The organism is Haladaptatus sp., assembly GCF_049589095.1.
In the GTDB taxonomy this organism is placed as follows: domain Archaea; phylum Halobacteriota; class Halobacteria; order Halobacteriales; family Haladaptataceae; genus Haladaptatus.
Map to the genome: position 1 here is coordinate 1 of NZ_JBAWAC010000393.1, position 3,525 is coordinate 3,525.

The 3,525-nt window shown below is 60.1% G+C and carries 4 protein-coding genes and 2 pseudogenes; 4 read left to right on the forward strand and 2 right to left on the reverse strand.

The genetic code is table 11. From position 1 onward, the window contains the following. A pseudogene (locus tag WBV42_RS12285) lies at positions 1-191 on the forward strand (polyprenyl synthetase family protein); the annotation flags it as partial. Between the two features lie 270 nt (positions 192-461). Continuing rightward, positions 462-917, forward strand: a complete 456-nt coding sequence (locus WBV42_RS12290) for a DUF5814 domain-containing protein (protein WP_066140100.1) — start codon at positions 462-464, stop codon at positions 915-917. Positions 918-923: 6 nt separating this feature from the next. Here WBV42_RS12290 and WBV42_RS12295 read toward each other — a convergent pair whose 3' ends face one another. Further along, positions 924-1,328, reverse strand: coding sequence for a ribbon-helix-helix protein, CopG family (locus WBV42_RS12295; RefSeq protein WP_423986293.1), 405 nt, complete (start codon positions 1,326-1,328; stop codon positions 924-926). A 131-nt stretch (positions 1,329-1,459) separates the two neighbouring features. Between WBV42_RS12295 and WBV42_RS12300 the strand changes: the two genes are divergently transcribed. Beyond that, a complete protein-coding gene (locus tag WBV42_RS12300) occupies positions 1,460-2,257 on the forward strand; it encodes a mechanosensitive ion channel family protein (RefSeq protein WP_423986294.1) in 798 nt (265 codons plus the stop codon). 4 nt (positions 2,258-2,261) lie between these two features. Here the strand turns inward: WBV42_RS12300 and WBV42_RS12305 are convergent, their stop codons facing one another. Continuing rightward, positions 2,262-2,906 carry a helix-turn-helix domain-containing protein gene (locus WBV42_RS12305; RefSeq protein ID WP_423986295.1) on the reverse strand — a complete coding sequence of 215 codons (645 nt, stop codon included), beginning with the start codon at positions 2,904-2,906 and terminating at the stop codon, positions 2,262-2,264. Between the two features lie 89 nt (positions 2,907-2,995). Between WBV42_RS12305 and WBV42_RS12310 the strand changes: the two are divergent. Further along, a pseudogene (locus WBV42_RS12310) lies at positions 2,996-3,525 on the forward strand (urocanate hydratase); the annotation flags it as partial.

Genomic DNA, 3,525 nt, shown 5'->3' on the forward strand with positions numbered 1-3,525 from the left:
GACAGGACGAGGAAATCGGTCGCCCGTCCATCGTGCAGGTGACCGACCTCAGCGCCGACGAGGCGAATGAACTCGCCCACGAGCAGTCCGAAGCCGCATTGGCCGCCCTTGACAGGGTCGACGCGCCCGATTCTGCCGCACTGGACTACCTCCGCGACTTCGCGCAGTTCGTCGTCACACGGGAACACTGAGACGGCTTTTCTCTCCGAGTCGAATGTACGCACCCGCTTTCAGGATTCGAGGTTGCGGAGCAACCTCGAAAGCGAGCGGTGTAACCGCGAGCAAGGGCGGGCGACCGGAACCGCTCGGCCGCCCGCTCGCATGCGGTTGCGGTCATCTTCCCTAGCAACTGTTGTCGCGTCCTCCGTTTTCATCGCAATCGCTATCGGTGCGATATCTCCTGTCTTTCGTTTCCGTTGACGACACGCTTATCCGGCGGAACCGAATAGTTCCCGACAAGCGTGGCTATCACGGACAAAATCTACGTCAAAAATCACCGCCAGATCTCCTCGCAGTTGGACACGAACATCCCGAAGGGGGCGTTCAAAGGTGCCACCCTCGACATTCTGTTTCAGGGTGAGGGCCTCCAGAAACTGGACGAGGCAACCAGAGACCGCGTCCTTGACTTCGCCGAGGACTTCCTGGACTGTGACTGCCAGAGCAATCCGTACTGTGGCTGTCCGGAGCGGAAGTTCATGCAGTACCTCCTCGAACTGCGCGAGGGTGGCCTCGGACCGGACGCCATCGTTGACGTGATGACCGACGATTACCTGGTGTACGCCTATCCGGGCGACGTGCTGTCCTTCTTGGACGATTCGGTCCGGACGCTCGAAGCCATCGAGGAACTCGCCAACGTGGAGGGCGACGGCTCGATGTCGGAGCGCTCGCGCCAGAAGAAACGGTCGCTGTCGGGCTAATCCCGGTTATCCCAGTCGAAACGGTTCGTCGTTCTCCATCTCGTCGTCCAACTCTTCGAGCTGAATGACCTCCTCTTCCTCGTCGTCCACCATCGTCCGGAGATGGCGGACGTACTCCTTGTGTTCCTGAAGTTGCTCGCGGAGGTGTTCCGCTTCCAGTTCGAGGCGTTCGTGTTCCCGAACGAAGCTCTTCGGAACCTCGATTTTCGGCGGGAACGACTCCTCGTTGGTCGTCTCGCCGATCTGGTTTTCGGGAACGACTTTGACTTTTCCGTCATGGGCGACCAGCAGGTCGACGTAATCGCGGAACACTGCCGACAGCGAGATGTCGCGCTTTTCGGCGATCTCCCGCAGGGTCTCGAACGCGTCCTCGTTGACCCTGAAGGAAATCGTCTTGTTTTTGTTGCCCATCTCAGTGTAGATTAGTGTTGTAAGGGTATTTAACCTTTTGTCAGACATCCACACGGCCGTAACCATGAGATACGCGTCGTTCCTCATGACTCGATATGCCGGAACATCCCGTCGGTCAATTGGGTGGACCAGTGGGGAACACCCTCGATAACGCGGCCTTACTGGACAAACTTCCGCAGTATTTCTGGGGTACCGTGATTTTCTCTATCTCGCTCGCCATCTTCTACGTTATCGGCCGGTTCGTGTTGGAACCGGCCGTCGAACGAGCGCTCCGAATTCGGAGCGTCAATCGCACCATCCGCGGTGCGATACTGCGCGTCATTCGTGCGGTGATCTGGTTCGCCGGGATACTCCTCGCGCTCGACCTCGCGGGTGTGGACGTTTTCGGTGCATCCGCGACGCTCGCGGCCGCACTGACCATCGCGGTCGGGTTTGCAACCCGCGATATCGCCGCGAACTTCGTCGGTGGCGTCTTCATCGTCACTGACCCACGATTAAACATCGGCGATTGGATAACGTGGTCCGAAAACGAAGGCATTATCGAGGATATCACCTTTCGAGTGACCCGCGTGCGGACCTTCGACAACGAACTCATCACGGTGCCGAACTCCGTCCTCACGACCAACGCCGTGAAGAATCCCGTCGCGGGTGACACGCTTCGCGTTCACCACGAGTTCCCCCTCGCCTACGACGTGGACGTCGATGCGGTGGACGCCATTCTCTTGGAGGAAGCCGACCGTCACGACGACATCATGGTCGACCCGGCACCCTCCGTCCACGTTACGGATATGAGCGACTCACGGCTCACCGTCGAAGTCTCATTCTGGATAGACGACCCGACACACGCGGAGCTCGTGGCGACCCGCTCGAAGTTTTTCCGTCGGGTCAATCGGCGGTTCGACGAGGCGGGAATCACACTGGCAGGGTGAGAACTCAGTAGAACGACGCCATTCCGCCGATGAGCTTGTTTTCCGCCCGTCGCAGGTGTTCCTCCAGCGTCCGCCGTTCCACGCCCATCTCGTCCGCGATTTCGGCCGTCGTCGTTTCGCGTGGAATCCGGTAGTATCCCATCTCGACCGCCAGTATCAGTGCCTCCTGCTGACGGGTTGAGAGGCTCGGAAGCGACGTTTCGGGCGTGAGGAGTGGCCTCTCGGCCGACACTGCCGTGATTTCGCGCTTGGCTTCGATGGTCACGGAAAACTCGGTCACGAGGTCACGATACAGCGCGGTCAGGTTCGACGAATCGAGCGACAGGATCCGACACCATTTCTCGCCATCGAGATACCGAAGCGGCGGGACGAGCAGGCAGTTGTGGCGAGCGAGAAACGATTCGACGGTATCCCGCTCGTGGTCTTTCAGACACGTCTCGGTCATCGCCAGTCGTTCGTCACCTTCGACCAGTAGCTCTTGGACGCCGACGAGTCGCTCGATGTGATCCAACGTGGCTTCTCCGTCGGGACCGCTGACGTGCAACAGGTCGCAGTGGTCGTTGCACCACAACTCGACGGTCGTCTCGGTTCCGGCGGTGGCTTCCGCCGGAACGCTCGGCTGTTCGATCCGCATCGTCACTTCGTGCATCACCGCCAATTTTCGCCGAATTTACTTAAAGAACCCTCCATAAGCGGGGGCTTGGGTATTTGCGCCTCGCGTGCATACTACAATACATAATGAACGAAGGAACGGAAGCCGACCACGACATCGGCGAACCGAGCGCACAGTGGCGCGAGTATCAGGGCGCGCCGACCGGAACCGACATCGAATGTAGGGGATGGCGACAGGAGGCGGCCCTCCGCATGCTGAACAACAATCTCGACCCGGACGTCGGCGAGAAACCGGAGGAACTCGTCGTCTACGGTGGGACGGGACGGGCGGCCCGTTCGTGGGACGCCTACGACGCCATCATGGCCGAACTGCGCGAACTGGACGACGACGAAACCCTGCTGGTTCAGTCGGGCAAACCCGTCGGACGGTTCACGACGCACGAACGTGCGCCGCGCGTTCTCATCGCCAACTCCAACATCGTCGGCAAGTGGGACGACTGGGAGCACTTCCACGAACTCGAAGCCAAGGGCCTCATCATGTACGGCCAGATGACCGCCGGGTCGTGGGCGTACATCGGCACGCAGGGCATCATTCAGGGCACCTACGAGACGTTGGCCGCGCTCGCGGACGAACACTACGACGGCGACCTCACCGG